Raw genomic sequence first — 17,236 nt, forward strand, 5'->3', positions numbered from 1 at the left:
CATGTGGGAATACGCCCCCGCGCCCGAGTCGCGGGACATCGCGAACCTCAAGCCGAACTACCGGATGTTCGTCGACGGCAAGTTCGTCGAGGGCACCGGCGAACCGCTCAAGACCATCAACCCCGCCACCGAGGAGGTGCTCGCGGAGGTCTCGACCGCGAGCGAGTCCGATGTGGACACCGCGGTCAAGGCCGCGCGCAGGGCCTACGACCGCGTGTGGTCGAAGATGCCCGGATCCGAGCGGGCCAAGTACATCTACCGGATCGCGCGGCAGATCCAGGAACGCGGCCGTGAGCTCGCGGTGCTGGAGTCGCTCGACAACGGCAAGCCGATCAAGGAGTCGCGCGACGTCGACGTCCCGACGGCCGCCTCGCACTTCTTCTACCACGCGGGCTGGGCGGACAAGCTCGGCTACGCGGGCTACGGCCCGGACCCGAAGCCGCTGGGCGTCGCGGGCCAGGTGATCCCGTGGAACTTCCCGCTGCTGATGGCCGCGTGGAAGATCGCGCCGGCGCTGGCGTGCGGCAACACCGTCGTGCTCAAGCCCGCCGAGACCACTCCGCTCACGGCGCTGGTGCTCGCGGACATCATCCAGCAGTGCGACCTGCCGCCGGGTGTCGTCAACATCATCCCCGGTGCCGGTGACGTCGGTGCCGCGCTGGTCGGGCATGCGGACGTCAACAAGGTCGCCTTCACCGGCTCGACCGACGTCGGCAAGATCATCCAGGGTCAGCTCGCGGGCACCTCGAAGAAGCTCACGCTGGAACTGGGCGGCAAGGCCGCGAACATCGTGTTCGACGACGCCCCGCTCGACCAGGCCGTCGAGGGCATCGTCAACGGCATCTTCTTCAACCAGGGCCACGTCTGCTGCGCCGGATCCCGCCTGCTGGTCCAGGAGTCCATCGCCGACGAGCTGGTCGAGAAGCTGCACGCGCGCGTCAGCACGCTTCGGGTCGGCGACCCGCTGGACAAGAACACCGACGTCGGCGCGATCAACTCCCGCGAGCAGCTCGCCAAGATCAAGGAGCTGACCGAGTCGGGCGAGGCCGAGGGCGCCACCCGCTGGACGTCCTCCTGCCCGTTGCCGGACAAGGGTTTCTTCTTCGCCCCGACCGTCTTCTCCGGTGTGTCGCAGGCGATGCGCATCGCCCGCGAGGAGATCTTCGGCCCGGTCCTGTCCGTCCTGACCTTCCGCACGCCGGAAGAGGCCGTGGCCAAGGCGAACAACACGCCGTACGGCCTGTCCGCCGGTGTCTGGACCGAGAAGGGCTCGCGCATCCTCTGGATGGCACAACGGATGCGCGCCGGCGTCGTCTGGTCCAACACGTTCAACCGCTTCGACCCGACCGCCCCGTTCGGCGGTTACCAGGAGTCGGGCTTCGGCCGTGAGGGCGGCCGCACCGGTCTGGAGGCCTACCTCGATGTCTGATCGCATCACGGTCGCGAAGACCTACAAGCTCTACATCGGCGGCAAGTTCCCGCGCTCCGAGTCGGGCCGCAGCTACCCGGTGACCGACGCGAAGGGCACGTTCCTCGCGAACGCCGCCCACGGCTCCCGCAAGGACGCACGCGACGCGGTCTCCGCCGCCCGCAAGGCCTTCGCGGGCTGGTCCGGCACGACGGCCTACAACCGCGGCCAGGTCCTGTACCGCGTGGCCGAGGTGCTGGAAGGCCGCCGTGAGCAGTTCATCGCCGAGGTCGCCGCCTCGGAGGGCGTCCCGGCGAAGAAGGCGCAGTCCCTCGTGGACACCGCGATCGACCGCTGGGTCTGGTACGCGGGCTGGACCGACAAGATCGCGGCCGTGCTGGGTTCCTCGAACCCGGTGGCGGGCCCGTACTTCTCGTTCTCCACCCCGGAACCGACGGGCGTGGTCGCCGTGCTGGCCCCGCAGCAGTCGTCGCTGCTGGGCCTGATCTCGGTGATCGCACCGGTGATCGCCTCGGGCAACACCTGCGTGGTCATCACCTCGCAGGACCGCCCGCTGCCGGCGATCACCCTGTCCGAGGTGCTGGCGACGAGCGACGTCCCCGGTGGCGTGGTCAACATCATCACCGGCCGCACGGCGGAGATCGCCCCGTGGCTCGCCTCGCACGGCGACGTGAACGCGCTGGACCTGACCGGGGCGCCGGAGTCGATCCGCGCGGACCTGGAGCGGTCGGCGGCGGGCACCGTGAAGCGCGTGCTGCGCAACAAGCCCAGCGAGGACTTCACCGTCACGCCGGACATGTCCCGCCTGCGCGCGTTCCTGGAGACGAAGACGGTCTGGCACCCGATGGGTGTCTGAGGAAGCTAGTCGGCGGCGTAGGCCTTGTCCTGCGCCGCCAGCTCCTCCCCCAGGATCCTGATGGCCTTCGGGCCGACGCCGTGGATCTTCAGCAGCGTCTTCTCGGACACCTTCGTCAGCGAGTCGTACGTCGTGTACCCGTTCGCGACCAGCTCGCGGTCGGCGACCTTGCCGATGGCCCGCGGGAACTCCGATCCCGGCTGCTCGCTCACGAGTTCACCAGCCCGGCCCGCCACGCCCACGAGGCGATTCCGACGCGGTTGCGCACGTTCAGCTTCGTCTGCACCGACGCCAGGTGCGTCTTCACCGTGGACAGCGACAGGAACAACGCGGACGCAATCTCCTGGTTGCTGAGCCCACGAGCCACCTCCCGGACCACGTCCTGCTCCCGAGCCGTCAGCAACGACAGGTCAGGCCGCTCGGCGGGCCGGGCGAAGTGCTCCAGCATCCGCACGGTCACCTGGGGCGAGATCAGCGCGTTCCCCGCGGCCGCTGCCCGGACGGCCTCGACGAGCAACGCCGGACCGGCGTCCTTGGTCAGGAACCCGGAAGCCCCGTTCTCCAGCGCCGTGTGGACGTACTCGTCCAGGTCGAACGTCGTCACCACGACGACCTTCGTGGTCGGGGACAGCTTCTTGGTCACCTCGAGGCCGTCCAGGCCCGGCATGCGGATGTCCAGCAGTGCCACGTCGGGCTTGTGCTCACGGGCGGCGGTGACGGCCGAGATCCCGTCGGGGACGTCCGCGACGACGGTGATGTCCGGCTGCTTCTCCAGGATCATCCGAAACCCGACGCGAACCATCTCCTGGTCGTCGGCGATGAGAACCGAGATCACTTCTTTCCTTCCAGGGGTAGCTCGGCGAGCACCTGCCAGCCGTGCTCACGCGGGCCCGCCGAGAACAGGCCGCCGAGCAGGTCGACCCTCTCACGCATGCCTACGAGACCGTAGCCACCCTGGTTCAGCTCGTGCAGCTGACCGTCGTCGGCCACGATCACGCGCAACGCCCCGCCGGGCGTCCGCGAGATGTCCACGTCGATCATGGTGGGCGAGACGGCGTGTTTGTGCACGTTGGTGAGCGACTCCTGGACCAGGCGCAACACCGAGCGGCCGAGCTCGGGGGCCACGTCGTCGGGCAGGTCGATGCGCAGGCGGGTCTCGAAGCCGAGCTCGCGGGTGCGTTCGACGGCCGCGATGACGTCGGCGGCCAGATCGGTGGTGGCGGCATCGTTCTCGCCCTGGCGCAGCGTGCCGACGAGGCGGCGCATCGCGCCCAGGGCTTCGGTGCCCGATCGGACGATGCCGGGCAGCAGGCGGTGGGCGGCGTGCGGGTCGTCGTCGGAGACCTCCAGTGCCGCCTGGGCCTGCACGAGCATGCCCGTCACGTGGTGGGCGACGACGTCGTGCAGTTCGCGGGCCAGGGCGATGCGTTCTTCCTTCTGCGCGTCGGTGACGGCGGCGGCGATCAGGCGGCCGCCTTCGGTGTCGCGGGCGCGGAAGTACAGGCCGGTGCCGACGGCGGTGAAGCCCAGGACGAGCGAGCCGAGCATCTCGTTGTAGTTGCTGCCCGAGATCCAGTTGTCCCGGACGATCGCGGCGAAGAAGCTCACCGCGACCAGCGAGCCCACCGACCACGTGGCGGCGCGGCGGGGTTCTTCTCGCACGACGACGGCCGTGATGACCAGGCACGCGGCGGTCTCGGCGACGGTCAGCGGGCTCAGCAGCGTCGGCAGGTTCACGTTGAACAGCCGGATGACGAACGACGACACGAAGATCGACGCGACGGCCACCGGGATCGTGAAGGCACGCGACTTGAACGAGGTGACGGCCACGATGCACACCGGCACGGTCAGCAGCCACACGAGCGCCTCGGCGCTGCCACCCCCGCTCATCAGGAGGAGCTCGCCGAGCATCAGCAAGGCGAGGACGGCGGCGATCGGCCATTGGCCCCGGTGACTGTCCACGGGAGACAACGGTAGGACCACCAGACCTCTCCGGCCTCGGTCATCCGGCTGATCCGGTGTGTCGTCAAGGCTGAGGTTTTCCGGCTCCGCGCACGGCACCTTGAGGACCATGAATTCGGTTCTGGCCGCTCGGGGCCTGGTCAAGACCTACGGCGACGTGCACGCGCTCGCCGGGGTGGACATCGACATCAAGGCCGGGGACGTGCTGGCGGTCGTGGGTCCGTCCGGCTCCGGCAAGACGACGCTGCTGCACGTGCTGTCCGGCATCCTGCGCGCCGACGGCGGCGAGGTGTTCCTCGACGGGCGGGCGATCGGTGAGCTGAACGAGACGGGCCGCAGCGCGTTGCGGCGCACGGCGTTCGGGTTCGTCTTCCAGTCGGGGATGCTCGTGGCCGAACTGACCGCCGAGGAGAACGCGGCCCTGCCGATGCTGCTCGCCGGCGGCTCGCGCGAGGAGTCGCTCGGCGCGGCCAGGCTCTGGCTCGCGCGGCTCGGCCTGCAGGGACTGGAGAAGCGGCTGCCGAGCCAGCTCTCGGGCGGGCAGGCGCAGCGCGTCGCGATCGCGCGGGCCCTCGCCCACCAGCCGCGGGTGATCTTCGCGGACGAGCCGACCGGCGCCCTCGACACGCGCACCGGCCAGGAGATGATGACCGCGCTCCTGCAGGCAGCGGAGGAGACCGGCGCGGCCGTCGTCATCGTCACGCACGACAAGGCGATCGCGGACCGGGCGCTGCGCGTCGTCGAGATCCAGGACGGCAGGATCGCTCAGAGGATCAACACGGGGGTGTCCGCGTGAGGATCGCTCTCGCGGTGCTGCGCAGGGACCGCCGCAGCCAGGTCGCGACCGTTCTCGTCGCGCTCGGCGTGATGATCGCGGTGTCGCTGGTCCTGTGGCTCCTCGCCGCACCGAACGGCCTGCAGGCGCGCGCCGACCGCACGGCGTGGCGCGACGGGATCGGCCAAAGCGACAAGGGCCTCATTTCCGTTGCCGCGACTCGGGATTCCTACGACGGCAAGCTCATCGAACGGTTCGACGTCGCCCGCACCGAACAGGGCGCCGTGCCGGTCGCGGCCGGCATCGCCGAGTTCCCGGAAGCGGGCGAGGTGCTGCTGTCGCCCGCGCTCGCGGACCTCGTGCGGAACACCCCGGCGGAGAAACTCGGCAACCGCTTCCCCGGCAGGCCGATCGCCGAGCTGGGGCCGGAAGCTCTCAAGTTCCCCGGCGAGCTCGTCGCGATCGTCGGCCACGAGAAGGTCGAGAGCGGCTATCCCGCGGCCGATCTGCGGGGCGGCGCGGGCTCGTACCGCGACGACTACCACGGGATGCTCTACCTGCTCACGCGCGTCGGGCTCGTGGTGCTGGTCGTGCCGTGCCTGGTGCTGGTCGCCTCGGCCGCCAGGCTGACCGCGGCGAAACGGGAACGGCGCCTCGCCGCGCTCAGGCTCGCCGGCGCCAGTCCACGGCAGGTGGTGGTGATGACCGCCGTCGAGACCGCGATCGGCGCGGTCGTCGGCAGCGTGCTGGGCGTGGTGCTGGCACAGCCGTTCAGCCACGTCACCGCCGAGGTGCCGTGGGAGGGCGGCACCTGGTACCCCGGCGACTTCGTGCCGGAGCCCGCGGTCGTGGCGGCGGTGGCCGTGCTCGCGCCGCTGCTGGTCGTCGGGGCCGCGGTCATGGGGCTGCGACGCGTGGTGAGCCAGCCGCTCGCGGCGGAGGCGAAGCGCGGTGTCAGGTCGTGGCGGCTGCTGACCATCGCGGGCGCGCTGGGCGTGTTCTTCCTCGGCATCGTGTACGCGCAGGAGGCCGGCGGCGACAGCCAGTTCACCGTCGTGCTCCTCGGCCTCGGTGCGGTGGCGCTCGCGCTGGTGCTGGCGGGGCCCGTGCTGACCGCTTGGGTCGGCAGGTTCTTCGTCGGGCGGTGGCACAGGCCCTCGACGTTGCTGGCCGGACGCAGGCTCGCCGGGGACCCGGTGGCGGCGTTCCGCGGCTCGGCGGGCGTGGTGATCGCCGTGTTCACCGGTTCGATGGCACTCACGATGCTGCCGGGGCTGGAGAGCCAGGTCCCGTACCGCGACTCGACGTGGCGGGAGAACGCGATCGTGGCGGAGCAGGTGACGCACGACATCACGCCGTTGCGCCTGGCGACCTCGGGACCGATCGTCACGATGCTCGACGGCACGATCAGGAGTGGCGACTACGGCACGTACGTCGTCGTCGGTGAGTGCGCCGACGTCGCGCAGGTGCTGTCCGGCCTCCACTGCCGGCCGGGACCCGCCGTCTACTCGCCAGGACCGTTGCAGGGCAACGAGTTCAAGCCGAGCGGAGGCGACGACGCGATGACCGCGCAGCTACCGGCGAGCTACGAGATGCGGCCTTTCGAGGGCAGCGGCCGGGTGAGCGCGGTCATCGACCGCGACCTGCTGCCGTCGCTCGCGGGCGAGCTGTCGATGGTCGGCGTGCCGACGACACCGGAGAACCGCGACGCCGTGCACACCGCGCTGATCGGCACGCTGCCGGGCGTGCGGCTGGTGGACGGCGAGCAGCGGGGTCTCCACGGCGACACGCTGATGGCGGACCTGCAGCGGGCCACGATCATCGGCCTCTCCATCGCGGCGGTGCTCGGCGGCATCGGCGCGGCGGTGGCCGCGGCCGGGTCGGTGATCGACCGCAGGCGCACTTTCGGTGCGTTGATCGCGGCCGGAACTCCCATTCGTGTGCTGGCTCACGCATTGCGCCGAGAAGTGGTGCTGCCGGTGTTCGCCGTCACAATCGCCGCGTGCGGTGCGGGAATTGTCGTGGGCCTCGGACTGCTCACTCTGGCGCGCGGACTGGTGGGCCACGGCGAAATGCCGATCACGCCGTGGGTCATCGCCCCGGTGGGCGTCGGCGTCGTGGTCGCGCTGGTAGCGGCCTTGGCGTGCGGTCCGGTACTACGCGGCATCAGCCCGAGGGATTACGCGGCGGAGTAGCACTCGGCCGGAAGTACGAGAACGGAACTGGCCCTCAGCGCGATGTGCGCGGAGGGCCATTTTCATACCTTTGATTCATGACGAATGCACAGCTCGCGAGCATCCAGTGGGGCGTTTTCCTGTCCGTCGTTTTCCTGGCCCCGCAGCTGTTGTTCCGTCAGCTGACCTTCCGCGGCGCCACCATCACCGTCTACGCGAGCATGCTGTTCGCGGCGACGTTCCTGCCGATGCAGACGGTCGCGCCGCGCCAGTCCGTGCAGCTGGTCCCGTTCCAGTGGATCGCCGACACGTTCCGCGACGGGCAGATCGCGTTCGACCAGATGACGCTGAACGTGCTGCTGTTCGTGCCGCTCGGCGCGATGCTGATGTTCTGGGGCAGGCGCACGATCGGCCAGGCCGCGCTGATCGGCTACGGCGTCTCGCTGCTGATCGAGGGCTCGCAGCTGTTGTGGGCGAACCGGATCTTCGACGTCGACGACCTGATCACGAACACCACGGGCACCGCGCTCGGCTGGCTCGGCGCGCTGACCGCCGTGAAGGTCTACGCCCGCGTGAAGACGGCCGCCGTGCCGCAGCGGGAGCTCGCCGGGGTGCGCTGACCTGCGGATTCCAGAAAACCTGCAAGGGCCGTCTGGATGCTGGGTCGCATGAGAGCCAAGCGAACGATCGCCGTCACCGCCGCCCTTCTCGGCCTGACCGCGATGACGGTGAGCCCCGCCTCGGCCGCGGCGGGCAGCTGGAAGGCGTACGGGAACACGAACCCGATCACGTCCAGCCCTCACAAGTGGGTCTGCGCCGGCAGCAAGTCGATCGCGACCGACGTCCTCGCGCAGGTGTGCGTGATCAGGTCGTCCAGCGGGGGTTCGGTGCAGGGCGCGGTGATCGTGCGCAACAACCGGTCCAGCGGCTTCTCCACGACGGCGACGGTCGACCTGTGGACCCGGGACAGGGGCCAGCTCGGTATCTGGGACTGCCCGTCGTCCGGTGTCGCGTTGAAATCGTGGTCGGTGTGCTTCGGCCGAAGCCAGTCCGTGCCCTCCAGCGACCCGGCCAACTCCGTCGGCTGGGCCCGCGACGTGTACCTCGGCGTGACAGGACTCGTCTGACCCCGCGTTCACCCGGCGGCGTGAGGTGACGCGCGCCGCCGGGCCCTTCACCTGATCATGACGGCCATGAAGTTCGTGGAGGCGTTCAGCATCCTGGTCGCCGTGGTCGGCCCGCCGAAGATCCTCCTGGCGTTCCTGATGGACACCGAGGGCTCCGACTCCCGCAGGCGGTGGCGGGTGGCGCTCACCTCGACCGCGATCGCGCTGGGCGTCGGCCTGTTCGTCGTCGTGGCGGGGCGGGTGCTGCTCTCGATCTTCCACATCAGCGAGGGCGCGCTGTACCTGGCGAGCGGTGTGATCCTGTTCGTGCACGCGCTGGACCTCGTGCTGGGCCGCAAGCAGGACCCGTTGCACGACGAGACCCGCGGCACCCACGAACTCGCCACCGCCTACTACGCGAACCCCGTGGCGCTGGCCTACCTGTTCCTGCTCTCGGACACGAAGTCGGTCGAGACGACGTTCGTGCTGGCCGGCGGCTTCGCGGCGGTGATCGCGCTGGACCTGGCGGCGATCGCGGTGCTCGGCATCGCCCTGCGCTGGGTCAAGATGACCTACGCCTGGGTGCTCGTCCGCGTGCTCGGCGTCCTGCTCGCGGCACTCGGCGTCGACCAGATCATCGAAGGCCTGATCACGCTGGGCATCCTCGAACGGGTCTAAGTGGTGCGCCAGCCCAGTTCGCCCGCGGTGTTGACCTCCGGCACGCAGTGCCCGACCGAGCCGCGCCCCTCCAGTGCCGTCGCCACCTGGTCGAACATCTCCACGATCGACGTCCACTCCGGCTTGACCATCTCGTTGCGCTCCTGGTCCCACTCGACCACGCAGCCGCGCAGCACGCCGGGGCGCAGGTCCACCGCGAGCACGTCGCCGGTGCCGTCGAACGCGATCGGGAGCCACTCGGGGTGGAACCCCGCGGTCGGCGCGCCCGCCTCGGACGAGTCCACGGGCTTGCTCACGTGGGTCTCCCTGAGCACGAACGCGCGGTCGGCGCCCAGCGGCGTGTAGAAGGGCGGCAGGATCTCGGCGAAGAGCCCCTCCTCGGTGCCGCCGTAGACGCTCCACCACAGCTGCAGATCGATCGGAACCCGAAGATCCGGCAGCGCGTCATACCTCGGACGCAACACGGCGCGGGTGGCCGGAGCGTGCTCCGCCAGCCATGCCAGGATCCGGTTCCAGTGCTCGATCACACCCACCGTTCCATGATCTTGGCGGAACGTCGGGCGAGGTACCGCCCATCGGGGCAGGATCAAGGCGAACAGGTCACTACTGGGGGAAGAGCTTTCAGATGGCGGAACAAGGCCTCAAGGTCGACTTCGACGCCTTGACCGGTTACGCGTCGGCCGTGAGCGGCCTGGCGAGCGAGGTCGGCACGGTCGGTACCGGCACGTTGAGCGGCACCACGAGCCTGCCGGGCGACTGCTTCGGCAAGCTGGGCAACGAGGTCGGCCTCAACGCCGCGTTCCAGGCGGCCGCGCAGGCGCAGCTCGACGCGCTGAAGGCCGCGTCGACGGGACTCGCGGGCCTCGGCACCGCGGTCTCGAAGGCCCGCGAGTCCTACATCGCGCAGGAAGAGGCGCACAAGGCGTCGATCAACAAGGCGGCGCAGGTATGAGCGTCGAAGGGCTGCTGAGCCAGTTCATCGCGCCCATGAAGGAGAACCTCGCGAAGCTCGACGGTGACACCGGCGGCGCGACGCGCGCGGGTGACGCCTTCGGCCGCGCCCAGACCGCGATGACCGACCTCGGCACGCGGCACGCCTCGGCCTCGACCGCCGTGCTGAACTCGTGGTCCGGCGACAAGGCGAACGCCTTCACCGCCCGCGTCTCCACCTTCGCGTCGGCGGCGAACCTGTTGTCCTCCAACGCTTCCACGATCAAGACCGCCGCCTCGACCGGCGTGACCGCGGTGACCGGCGGCCGCACCGCGATCCAGGGCCTCATCGACGAGTTCACGTCCAAGGCGACCCCGAAGCTCGCCGCCGCGCTCGCCCTGTCGCTCGTGGCCGGGCCGGGCGTGGTGCTGGCGGCCGTCGCCGACCTCGCCGGGATGGCCTCCGACTACCAGAGCAAGACCACCGCGGAACTGCAGAAGGTGCGCGGCCAGCTCACGCAGCTCGTCGGGCAGCTCAACGCCCTGCAGAAGCCGGACGCGGGCGCGCTGGCGAAGCTCGGCGACCCGCTCGGCGGCGACGAGGGCACCACCTCGACGGCCGGCGCCTCCGACACCCCGAAGCAGCAGGAATCCGGTCCTGGCTCGAACTCCGGCAACGGATCCGGCTCCGGTGGTGGCGGCGGTGGCGGTTCAGGCGGCGGTGGCGGCGGAGGATCGGGCGGCGGTGGAGGTGGCGGCGGCTCCGGCCCGCGCCTGCCCGTCGCGATCCCGCCGCAGCCCGGTGAGGGCGTCGGCGTGAACCTGCCGGACGGCAGCAGCGCCGAGGCACCGAACGAGACCGCGGCCAAGGCCGTGCGCAACGCGTTGTCCGCCTTGGGCACCCCGTACGTGTGGGGCGGCGCGAACCCGCCCCAGGGCACCGACTGCTCCGGCCTCACCCAGTGGGCCTACGGCGGCGCCGGGTTCGACATCCCGCGCCCGGCCTCGTCCCAGGCGATGGGTGCCTCGGTGCCGGCGGACCAGCTGCTGCCCGGTGACCTCGTGGTGTGGGACGGGCACGTGGCGATGGTGATCGGCAACGGCCAGATGGTCGAGGCCGGCGACCCGGTGCAGGTGCAGCCGATCCGCACGACGAACAGCGGGATGTCGTTCTACGGCTTCTACCGCCCCACCGGGTGAGTTACTTCGCGCCCTGGGCGAGGGCCTTGAGCTCGGCGAACTTCACGATCTGACCGCCGGCGCCCCAGGTCCCCTCCGGCTGCTCGTGGATCAGCACCCACACCCGCACGGCCTCGGCCTCACCCAGTCCGGCGGCGGCGAGCACCAGCGCCGTCGCCTCCTGCACGAGGCCGGCCTTGCGGCGATCGGACAACGCGCCCACCGGCACCCGGACGTCCACCCGGAACCGCGGCGCGTCGTCCTCGGCCGTCGTCTGCGCGCCCGCGGGCAGTTCGTGCAGGTAGGTCCAGGCGACCGAGCGGAAGAACTCGTTGTCCGGCGCGCCCTCCCACTTCAGCAGCAACGCGGCCAGGTCGCGCTGCACGGACGCACGCCCGGCCGCGGTCAGCGCTCCGGCCGGCGCGGTCAGTTCGATCATCGGCATGGCGATCCCCGATCTATGACGACTGTTATATCCCCAGGCGGACGCTAACCTATGACGAGCGTTATAGCCAGAGAGGCCCGACAGATGTCCCGAGAACAGATCGTCACCGGCGCGGCCGACATGATCCGGCGCCGCGGTCTCAACGCGACGAGCATCCGCGAGGTCGCCAAGCACGCGGGCACGCCGCTCGGCTCGACGTACCACTACTTCCCAGGCGGCAAGACGCAGCTCGCGGCCGAGGCGGTGCAGTGGGCGGGCGGCACCGTCTCGAAGGTGCTCACGGCGAAGCTCCGCAAAGGTCCGGTCGACGGTCTGAGAGCGTTCTTCGCGCTGTGGCGGCAGATCGTCACCGAGTCCGGTTTCCAGGCCGGTTGTCCCGTGCTCGCGGTGTCCATCGAGGAGAACGCCAGCCCGCAGGCGCTGGTGGCCGCGGCGGACGCGTTCAGGGCGTGGACCGGTCAACTCGCGGCCTCTCTCGAAGAGCACGGCGTGGCTCCAGGGCGTGCGCGCAGCCTCGCCAACCTGTGCGTTTCGGCGGCGGAGGGCGCCGTCGCGATGTGCCGCGCGGAGCGCTCCATCGACCCCCTCGACGATGTCGCCGCCGAACTCACGGCCTTGCTACAAGCCGCCACCGAAGATCCTGAAATGCGGCACACTGTCCACAACAGGGGGTGATCGGAGTGGACGACGACGTCCAGCGCGCCGCGCGGAAGGTGCGCGATGTCGAGCAGGCGGTGTCGGAACACGTCACGCGCAGTGGTCCCATCACAGGACGTGCGTCCTCTCCGGACGGTGCGGTGACGGTGGTCGCCACCCCCGGCGGTCCACCGCGGCAGATCTCGGTGAGTCCGGCTGCGTTGCGGATGGGCCCGCAGGGACTCGCCGCCGAGATCATGCGCATCGCCGACAAGGCCCAGCGCACCGCGAACACCCGCCTGCACCAGACGCTGGACCGGGTGGTCGACCCGCGCGAACTCACCGCGCTGGGTGTCGAACGCGGTCAGGACGAGGACGACTTCGGGTGGCAGCGGTGAACGAGGAACGGATGCGGGCCACCGAGCAGCTCCAGCGCGAGCTCGGCGTCCTCACCGCCACGACCGAGCACCCGAACGGGATGTGCATGGTCACGGCGTCGCCGAAAGGTGAGATCAAGGCGCTGCACCTGCACCCGGCGCTGCTGAACCAGGGCGCGCAGGCGGTCGGCCAGGTCGTCACCGAGACCGTCCAGCTCGCCACGAACGCGGCCGTGCAGGCCAGCTTCAACAAGATGGCACTGGCCCTGGGTGACGGAATGGCGATCGACGTCGAGTCCATCGCCGGCGACTCACCCTTCCGGTCGACCTGGAATCCGGTCGTACCGCCCAAAGCCCCTGCTGAGCAGGCACCACCGGAGCGCAGGCAGAGGTCGCCGCGCGTCGAGGACCCAGACGAAGACGCTTTCTTCGAGAACCCCTTGTGGCGCCGGTGATCAGCACCGTTAGGCTCGTCGACGGCATCAGGCAGGCGTGACCGGGAGGTCAGGATGGCGCAGGACATCGTCCCCATCGAGCTGGGGCTGACGCAGGGTGACGTGGTCACCCTGTGGGCACCCCGCTGGCGCGAGAAGGGCGAGGAGTGGGAGGCGTTCCTCGGCGACGAGGAAGACCTGTTCGTCTTCCCCGACGCCGCGCATCTCGCCGCCTTCGTGCGCACCGCCGAGGAGCACGACCTGACCGATCACCCCGCGTGGCCGGTCGTGCCGTCGCTGGGTGTCGCGGACCTCTCGCCGGACGACAACCACCAGTTCGACCTCGTCGGCGTGCCGGAACTCGTCGCGGAGGACCCGGACACCTGGACGATCGGTGAGCTCGCCGACGTCATCGCGATCGTGCGCGCCCTCGCGGACGTCTGCGACCTGGAGAAGGTCCACGAGGTGCTCGACAGCGCCGAGGGCTTCTCGCTGCTGCCGCAGGGCACGCTGCCGTTCAGCGGCCGTGACGGCGGCAAGCTGTGGGGCGAGCTGTCCGAGGTCGTCTCCGAGAAGTGGGACGAGGTCCTCGACGCGATCGACAGCGTGGTGAACACGCCGGAGGTCCCCGAGAAGGAGCTCGCGGTCGCCCAGGAGGAGCTCGCCGCGCTGGAGGCCGCCACGGCCGCTGCCGCCGTCGACGCCCCCGGCGAGTCCGAGGACGAGGACAAGGCCGAGCCCACCGGCTTCTGGGCCGAGGTCGGCGTCGACCCGATCAAGATCATCACGTCGGCCGGCGAGTTCTACACGCTGCGCTGCTACCTCGGCGACGACCCGGTGTTCCTGGGCCGCCGCGGCAAGATCGAGGTCTTCACCTCGCCGCGCGGCCTGAGCCGCTTCGTCGCCGAGAACGACGAGCACGACCTGGCCGAGGTCGAGACCTGGAACGACATCAAGGTCAAGGCCACCGCGGGCGAGCTCGACGTCGAGGTGGACGACGACAACGTCTACGTGCTGACCGGCATCGCCGAGGACATGGAGGAGGGCCCCGACGCCCTCGACCCGCAGCAGCTCGACCTCGCCGTCGAACTGTTCGAGGACGCGGCCGAGTGGGCTGACGACGAGTCGGTGAAGAACGCGCTCGCCTCGTCCGAGTCGCTGGGCTGGCTCGTGTCGTTCGTCGTGTCGCCGGACCCGACGCGTCTCGCGCCGTCCGCGCCGTACGACGCCGAGGTGGCCGCGTTCCGCACGCTGCAGGCCTCGTTCGAGGACCGGCTCAACACCAACTGAGTCCGTTGACGCGAAAGAGGGCCACCCGCTCGGGTGGCCCTCTTTTTGTTGCCGCCCCGAGCTGGTTGCGTCGCCTGTATGATACAGGTTTATGACAGGTTCTCGGTCGCAGCGCCTCGCCACCGAACTGCGCGAGCGCATCACGCTCGGCGACTACGGCCCGGCGGGGTCGATCGAGAGCGAGGCCGAGCTGGGCCGCCGCTACGAGGTCAGCCGCGTGACCGTGCGCCGCGCCTTGGAGCAACTGCGCGACGAAGGCCTGCTGGCCTCGCGGAAAGGCGCCGGCTGGTACGTGGTGTCGTTCGCGCAGCCCTTGGCGCTCGGCACGTTCCAGCACGCGCAGTCGGCCGTCGCCGAAGCCGGTGTCTCACTGGTGCGGACCGTTCTCGAGTACGGCTACCGCGAGGCTCCCGCCGGTGTCGCCTCGACGCTGGGTTCCGGCGAGATGCTGCGCGTGCGTTCGTTGCGCCGCACCGGGGACACGCCGCTGGACGTCGTGACGGAGTGGGTGCCGTTGGCGCTGGCCGCACCGGTCAGCCGCGCCGACGCCGAGTCGCCCGGCACGTGGGAAACGTTGCGCCGCAACGGAAATCAGATCGCCGTCGTCCGGCAGAGCATCGCCGCCGTCGCCGCGGGTGACCTCGGCTCCCTGCTCGGCGTCACGGCCGCCACGCCGGTGCTGCTGGTGCGCCGCATCGCCCTGGACGCCGCGGAGCACCCGATCGCCCTGTCCGAGCACCACTATCTGGGCCACCGGTTCCAGCTGGAGGTCGAGTTCCGCGGCTGGCCCGGCGCGGAACCTCCCGGCGTCGCCGCGATTCCCTCGGAGGACTGACCATGCGCGTGCTCGTCACCGGTGCGGCCGGGTTCATCGGCTCGCACTTCACCCGCTACTGGCTGCGCGAACACCCCGCGGACGAGGTGATCGCCCTCGACGCGCTGACCTACCGCGGCACCCGCACGAACCTGCCCGCCGACGTGCCGTTCGTGCACGCGGACATCGCTTCCGCCGATGTCGAGGGCATCGACGTCGTGGTGAACTTCGCGGCCGAATCGCACAACAGCCTCGCGGTGCTCGATCCCGGCCGTTTCTTCCGCACGAACGTCCTGAGCACACAGGCGTTGCTGGAGTCGTGCCGTCGCGCGGGCGTTCGGCGGTTTCACCACGTGTCGACGTGCGAGGTGTACGGGGATCTCGCCCTGGACGCCACCGAGGCGTTCCACGAGGAGTCGCCGTACCGGCCGCGCACGCCCTACAACGCGTCGAAGGCCGGCTCGGACCACGCCGTGCGTTCGTACTTCGAGACGTTCGACCTGCCGGTGACGATCACCAACTGCGCCAACAACTACGGCCCGAACCAGTTCCCCGAGACGGTGCTGCCGCTGTTCACGACCCGCGCGCTGAACGGTGAGCAACTGCCCGTCTACGCGTCGAGCGGCAACCGCCGCGAGTGGATCCACGTGCTGGACCACTGCCGCGCGATCGACGCGGTGCTGCGCGACGGCGTCGTCGGCCGGACCTACCACGTGGGCACCGGCGTCGAGGCGAGCGTCGACCAGATCGCGGACCTCGTGCTGGACGAGCTCGGGCTACCGCCGTCGTGCAAGCAGATCGTCGCCGACCGGCCCGGCCACGACCGGCGCTACCTGCTGGACTCCTCGCGGATCGGCCGCGAGCTCGGATGGCGCCCGGAGATCGACTTCGAGGCCGGCGTCCGGGACACCATCCGCTGGTACGCGGCCAACCGCGCGTGGTGGGAGCCGCTGCTGGAACTCAGTGCGATCGACGAGAGCGCCTGGGCCCAGCGATCGCTCACCCGGTGAGCGAGGCGTATCCCGGCTTGATCAGCTCGTTGATGATCGACAGCCGCTCGTCGAAGCCGATGAACGCCGACTTCATGGCGTTGATCGTGAACCACTGCAGGTCCGTCCAGCCGTAGCCGAACGTCTCGGTCAGCGCGGCGAACTCGCTGGAGAGCGAGCAGTCGCTCATCAGGCGGTTGTCGGTGTTGACCGTGACGCGGAACCGCAGCTTCGCGAGCAGGCCGATCGGGTGCTCGGCGAGCGTCGGCGCGGCGCCGGTCTGCAGGTTCGAGGTCGGGCACATCTCGAGCGGGATGCGGCGGTCGCGGACGTAGGCGGCCAGCCGGCCCAGCTGGACCGTGCCGTCGCCGGAGACCTTGATGTCGTCGACGATCCGCACGCCGTGACCGAGCCGTTCGGCGCCGCAGTGCTGGATCGCCTCCCAGATGGACGGCAGGCCGAACGCCTCACCGGCGTGGATGGTGAAGTGCGCGTTCTGCTGGCGCAGGTACTCGAACGTGTCGAGGCCCCTGGTGGGAGGGAACCCGGCCTCGGGGCCCGCGATGTCGAAGCCGACGACGCCGAGGTCGCGGTAGCGGACGGCGAGCTCGGCGATGCGCAGCCAGCCCTCGTTCTGGCGCATCGCGCACAGCAGCGTGCCGACGCGGATCTTGCGGCCGGTCTCGGCGACACGGGCGGAGCCGAGGCGGAAGCCCTCCTGGACGGCCTCGACGACCTGCTCCAGCGAGAGGCCCTTCTCGGTGTTCAGCTCCGGGGCGTACCGGATCTCGGCGTAGACGACGCCGTCCGCGGCCAGGTCCTCCACGGCCTCGGCGGCGACGCGGACGAGAGACGCCTCGTCCTGCATGACACCGCACGTGTGGGCAAAACCTTCGAGGTAGCGCACAAGGGAGCCGGAGTTGGCGTTGTCGCGGAACCAGCCGCCGAGGACGCCCGCGTCCGTGGTGGGCAAGCCCTGGTAGCCGGAGGCATCGGCGAGTTCGATCACCGTCTGCGGGCGGAGGCCACCGTCGAGGTGGTCGTGCAGCAGCACCTTCGGCGCGCTGCGGATGGTCTCCAAGGTAAGCGGCGTGGACATTGCTACACGTTACTCCAGGCGACACGCCGCCTCAGCGTTCGCCAAAATGATCTTGCTACCGAT

Annotated in this window: 21 protein-coding genes; 15 read left to right on the forward strand and 6 right to left on the reverse strand. The window is 70.2% G+C overall.

Annotated features, from left to right (window positions below; translation table 11 throughout):
• Nucleotide 1 precedes the first annotated feature (1 nt).
• Both SK571_RS21415 and SK571_RS21420 read left to right on the forward strand, forming a co-directional pair.
• A complete protein-coding gene (locus SK571_RS21415) occupies nt 2-1,429 on the forward strand; it encodes an aldehyde dehydrogenase family protein (protein ID WP_319985865.1) in 1,428 nt (475 codons plus the stop codon).
• The gene (locus SK571_RS21420; RefSeq protein ID WP_319985866.1) at nt 1,422-2,285 is read left to right on the forward strand and encodes an aldehyde dehydrogenase family protein; all 864 of its coding nucleotides are present in this window, start codon (nt 1,422-1,424) and stop codon (nt 2,283-2,285) included. The genes SK571_RS21415 and SK571_RS21420 overlap by 8 nt, the downstream gene beginning before the upstream one ends.
• Before the next feature lie 5 nt (nt 2,286-2,290).
• On the opposite strand, the gene SK571_RS21425 is transcribed toward SK571_RS21420, so the two are convergent.
• The 3 genes from SK571_RS21425 to SK571_RS21435 are packed head-to-tail and all read right to left on the reverse strand — an operon-like array spanning nt 2,291 to nt 4,247.
• Nucleotides 2,291-2,497, reverse strand: coding sequence for a helix-hairpin-helix domain-containing protein (locus SK571_RS21425; RefSeq protein WP_319985867.1), 207 nt, complete (start codon nt 2,495-2,497; stop codon nt 2,291-2,293).
• A complete protein-coding gene (locus tag SK571_RS21430) occupies nt 2,494-3,120 on the reverse strand; it encodes a response regulator transcription factor (protein ID WP_319985868.1) in 627 nt (208 codons plus the stop codon). Before SK571_RS21430 ends, SK571_RS21425 begins: the two co-directional genes overlap by 4 nt.
• The gene (locus tag SK571_RS21435; protein ID WP_319985869.1) at nt 3,117-4,247 is read right to left on the reverse strand and encodes a sensor histidine kinase; all 1,131 of its coding nucleotides are present in this window, start codon (nt 4,245-4,247) and stop codon (nt 3,117-3,119) included. The genes SK571_RS21430 and SK571_RS21435 overlap by 4 nt, the downstream gene beginning before the upstream one ends.
• A gap of 109 nt (nt 4,248-4,356) precedes the next feature.
• On the opposite strand from SK571_RS21435, the gene SK571_RS21440 reads away from it, so the two are divergent.
• The 5 genes from SK571_RS21440 (at nt 4,357) to SK571_RS21460 (ending at nt 8,980) form a co-directional block, all read left to right on the forward strand.
• Nucleotides 4,357-5,043, forward strand: a complete 687-nt coding sequence (locus SK571_RS21440; protein ID WP_319985870.1) for an ABC transporter ATP-binding protein — start codon at nt 4,357-4,359, stop codon at nt 5,041-5,043.
• On the forward strand, nt 5,040-7,217 hold the full coding sequence (locus SK571_RS21445) for an FtsX-like permease family protein (RefSeq protein ID WP_319985871.1): 2,178 nt from the start codon (nt 5,040-5,042) through the stop codon (nt 7,215-7,217). Before SK571_RS21440 ends, SK571_RS21445 begins: the two co-directional genes overlap by 4 nt.
• Before the next feature lie 77 nt (nt 7,218-7,294).
• Nucleotides 7,295-7,816, forward strand: coding sequence for a VanZ family protein (locus SK571_RS21450; RefSeq protein WP_319985872.1), 522 nt, complete (start codon nt 7,295-7,297; stop codon nt 7,814-7,816).
• Nucleotides 7,817-7,864: 48 nt separating this feature from the next.
• On the forward strand, nt 7,865-8,323 hold the full coding sequence (locus SK571_RS21455) for a hypothetical protein (protein ID WP_319985873.1): 459 nt from the start codon (nt 7,865-7,867) through the stop codon (nt 8,321-8,323).
• Nucleotides 8,324-8,389: 66 nt separating this feature from the next.
• Complete coding sequence (locus SK571_RS21460; RefSeq protein ID WP_319985874.1) at nt 8,390-8,980, forward strand: MarC family protein; 591 nt, start codon at nt 8,390-8,392, stop codon at nt 8,978-8,980.
• On the opposite strand, the gene SK571_RS21465 is transcribed toward SK571_RS21460, so the two are convergent.
• Nucleotides 8,977-9,513, reverse strand: a complete 537-nt coding sequence (locus SK571_RS21465; protein WP_319985875.1) for an SMI1/KNR4 family protein — start codon at nt 9,511-9,513, stop codon at nt 8,977-8,979. The two genes, SK571_RS21460 and SK571_RS21465, sit on opposite strands and share 4 nt — an antisense overlap.
• Nucleotides 9,514-9,605: 92 nt before the next feature.
• On the opposite strand from SK571_RS21465, the gene SK571_RS21470 reads away from it, so the two are divergent.
• Together SK571_RS21470 and SK571_RS21475 are read left to right on the forward strand one after the other, a co-directional pair.
• Complete coding sequence (locus tag SK571_RS21470; RefSeq protein ID WP_319985876.1) at nt 9,606-9,932, forward strand: hypothetical protein; 327 nt, start codon at nt 9,606-9,608, stop codon at nt 9,930-9,932.
• On the forward strand, nt 9,929-11,110 hold the full coding sequence (locus tag SK571_RS21475) for a C40 family peptidase (RefSeq protein WP_319985877.1): 1,182 nt from the start codon (nt 9,929-9,931) through the stop codon (nt 11,108-11,110). Before SK571_RS21470 ends, SK571_RS21475 begins: the two co-directional genes overlap by 4 nt.
• Nucleotide 11,111: 1 nt before the next feature.
• On the opposite strand, the gene SK571_RS21480 is transcribed toward SK571_RS21475, so the two are convergent.
• A complete protein-coding gene (locus tag SK571_RS21480; RefSeq protein ID WP_319985878.1) occupies nt 11,112-11,534 on the reverse strand; it encodes a tautomerase family protein in 423 nt (140 codons plus the stop codon).
• An 84-nt stretch (nt 11,535-11,618) separates the two neighbouring features.
• On the opposite strand from SK571_RS21480, the gene SK571_RS21485 reads away from it, so the two are divergent.
• From SK571_RS21485 to SK571_RS21510, 6 genes are all read left to right on the forward strand, one after another.
• Nucleotides 11,619-12,209, forward strand: coding sequence for a TetR/AcrR family transcriptional regulator (locus tag SK571_RS21485; RefSeq protein ID WP_319985879.1), 591 nt, complete (start codon nt 11,619-11,621; stop codon nt 12,207-12,209).
• A gap of 5 nt (nt 12,210-12,214) precedes the next feature.
• Entirely contained in the window at nt 12,215-12,568 is a 354-nt protein-coding gene (locus SK571_RS21490; protein ID WP_256334565.1) for a YbaB/EbfC family nucleoid-associated protein, read from the forward strand.
• Nucleotides 12,556-13,002: a YbaB/EbfC family nucleoid-associated protein gene (locus SK571_RS21495; RefSeq protein WP_319985880.1), complete on the forward strand. Its 447-nt coding sequence runs from the start codon at nt 12,556-12,558 to the stop codon at nt 13,000-13,002. Before SK571_RS21490 ends, SK571_RS21495 begins: the two co-directional genes overlap by 13 nt.
• A gap of 54 nt (nt 13,003-13,056) precedes the next feature.
• On the forward strand, nt 13,057-14,271 hold the full coding sequence (locus tag SK571_RS21500; protein ID WP_319985881.1) for a primosomal protein: 1,215 nt from the start codon (nt 13,057-13,059) through the stop codon (nt 14,269-14,271).
• A 91-nt stretch (nt 14,272-14,362) separates the two neighbouring features.
• Entirely contained in the window at nt 14,363-15,106 is a 744-nt protein-coding gene (locus SK571_RS21505) for a GntR family transcriptional regulator (protein WP_319985882.1), read from the forward strand.
• 2 nt (nt 15,107-15,108) lie between these two features.
• A complete protein-coding gene (locus SK571_RS21510) occupies nt 15,109-16,095 on the forward strand; it encodes a dTDP-glucose 4,6-dehydratase (protein ID WP_319985883.1) in 987 nt (328 codons plus the stop codon).
• Here the strand turns inward: SK571_RS21510 and SK571_RS21515 are convergent.
• Complete coding sequence (locus SK571_RS21515) at nt 16,085-17,173, reverse strand: adenosine deaminase (protein WP_319985884.1); 1,089 nt, start codon at nt 17,171-17,173, stop codon at nt 16,085-16,087. The genes SK571_RS21510 and SK571_RS21515 overlap by 11 nt on opposite strands.
• Between the last annotated feature and the right edge of the window lie 63 nt (nt 17,174-17,236).

Origin of the sequence: Lentzea kristufekii, from assembly GCF_033949925.1 — a bacterium.
Classification (GTDB): Bacteria; Actinomycetota; Actinomycetes; order Mycobacteriales; family Pseudonocardiaceae; genus Lentzea; species Lentzea kristufekii.

Coding starts and splice junctions, on each gene's coding strand:
- SK571_RS21415 (WP_319985865.1), top strand. CDS start 2: ATGTGGGAATACGCCCCCGCGCCCGAGTCGCGGGACATCGCGAACCTC.
- SK571_RS21420 (WP_319985866.1), top strand. CDS start 1,422: ATGTCTGATCGCATCACGGTCGCGAAGACCTACAAGCTCTACATCGGC.
- SK571_RS21440 (WP_319985870.1), top strand. CDS start 4,357: ATGAATTCGGTTCTGGCCGCTCGGGGCCTGGTCAAGACCTACGGCGAC.
- SK571_RS21450 (WP_319985872.1), top strand. CDS start 7,295: ATGACGAATGCACAGCTCGCGAGCATCCAGTGGGGCGTTTTCCTGTCC.
- SK571_RS21455 (WP_319985873.1), top strand. CDS start 7,865: ATGAGAGCCAAGCGAACGATCGCCGTCACCGCCGCCCTTCTCGGCCTG.
- SK571_RS21460 (WP_319985874.1), top strand. CDS start 8,390: ATGAAGTTCGTGGAGGCGTTCAGCATCCTGGTCGCCGTGGTCGGCCCG.
- SK571_RS21470 (WP_319985876.1), top strand. CDS start 9,606: ATGGCGGAACAAGGCCTCAAGGTCGACTTCGACGCCTTGACCGGTTAC.
- SK571_RS21475 (WP_319985877.1), top strand. CDS start 9,929: ATGAGCGTCGAAGGGCTGCTGAGCCAGTTCATCGCGCCCATGAAGGAG.
- SK571_RS21480 (WP_319985878.1), bottom strand. CDS start 11,534: ATGCCGATGATCGAACTGACCGCGCCGGCCGGAGCGCTGACCGCGGCC.
- SK571_RS21485 (WP_319985879.1), top strand. CDS start 11,619: ATGTCCCGAGAACAGATCGTCACCGGCGCGGCCGACATGATCCGGCGC.
- SK571_RS21500 (WP_319985881.1), top strand. CDS start 13,057: ATGGCGCAGGACATCGTCCCCATCGAGCTGGGGCTGACGCAGGGTGAC.
- SK571_RS21505 (WP_319985882.1), top strand. CDS start 14,363: ATGACAGGTTCTCGGTCGCAGCGCCTCGCCACCGAACTGCGCGAGCGC.
- SK571_RS21510 (WP_319985883.1), top strand. CDS start 15,109: ATGCGCGTGCTCGTCACCGGTGCGGCCGGGTTCATCGGCTCGCACTTC.
- SK571_RS21515 (WP_319985884.1), bottom strand. CDS start 17,173: ATGTCCACGCCGCTTACCTTGGAGACCATCCGCAGCGCGCCGAAGGTG.